Origin of the sequence: Streptomyces sp. NPDC058662 (assembly GCF_042716255.1) — a bacterium.
Taxonomy (GTDB): Bacteria; Actinomycetota; Actinomycetes; order Streptomycetales; family Streptomycetaceae; genus Streptomyces.
On record NZ_JBHXRU010000221.1, the window covers coordinates 1 to 1,142 of the forward strand.

Annotated in this window: 1 protein-coding gene; it reads left to right on the plus strand. The window is 71.5% G+C overall.

What is annotated here, in order from left to right:
* Window positions 1–1,012 (plus strand): 2-oxoglutarate dehydrogenase, E2 component, dihydrolipoamide succinyltransferase (sucB, locus tag ACFWUQ_RS31495; protein ID WP_384544838.1); only part of this gene is annotated, 1,012 nt, incomplete at its 5' end.
* Window positions 1,013–1,142 lie beyond the last annotated feature (130 nt).

Sequence of the window (1,142 nt, forward strand, 5' to 3'; positions counted from 1 at the left end):
GGCTCCCGCCGCAGCGCCGGCCCCGGCCGCCGCTCCGGCTCCGGTGACCCCGGCTCCGGCCGCCGCTCCCGCGGCCGCCGGCGACGAGGGCGCGTACGTGACCCCGCTGGTGCGCAAGCTCGCCTCGGAGTCCGGCGTGGACCTGTCCGCGGTCTCGGGCACCGGTGTCGGTGGCCGCATCCGCAAGCAGGACGTCCTGGCCGCCGCGGAGGCCGCCAAGGCCGCCGCCGCCCCGGCCGCGGCTCCGGCCGCCCCGGCCGCGAAGGCCGCCGCCGCCCCGGTCTCGGAGCTGCGCGGCCAGACGGTCAAGATGACCCGCATGCGCAAGGTCATCGGCGACAACATGATGAAGGCCCTGCACTCGCAGGCGCAGCTCAGCTCCGTGGTCGAGGTGGACATCACCAAGATCATGAAGCTGCGCGGCAAGGCCAAGGACTCGTTCCTGTCCCGTGAGGGCGTCAAGCTCTCGCCGATGCCGTTCTTCGTCAAGGCCGCTGCCCAGGCGCTGAAGGCCCACGCGGTCGTCAACGCCCGGATCAACGAGGACGAGGGCACGATCACCTACTTCGACTCGGAGAACATCGGCATCGCCGTGGACTCCGAGAAGGGCCTGATGACCCCGGTCATCAAGGGTGCGGGCGACCTCAACCTGGCGGGCATCTCCAAGGCGACCGCCGACCTGGCCGCCAAGGTCCGCGGCAACAAGATCACGCCGGACGAGCTGTCGGGCGCGACCTTCACGATCAGCAACACCGGCTCGCGCGGTGCGCTGTTCGACACGGTCATCGTGCCGCCGAACCAGGTCGCCATCCTGGGCATCGGCGCCACCGTCAAGCGTCCCGTGGTCATCGACCACCCGGACCTCGGCGAGACCATCGCGGTGCGCGACATGACGTACCTGACCCTGTCCTACGACCACCGCCTGGTGGACGGCGCGGACGCGGCCCGGTACCTCTCGGCCGTGAAGGCGATCCTTGAGGCCGGCGAGTTCGAGGTCGAGCTCGGCCTCTGAGGCCGGATCACCACGCGGCGGGCCCGGCCCGCAGGGGTCGGCCTGTAACGAGCCTCACCGTCGGGGGCCCCGACCGGGCATGACTAGCGCCTGGGGCGGCTACACATGTAGGAGCCCACGATACCACAAG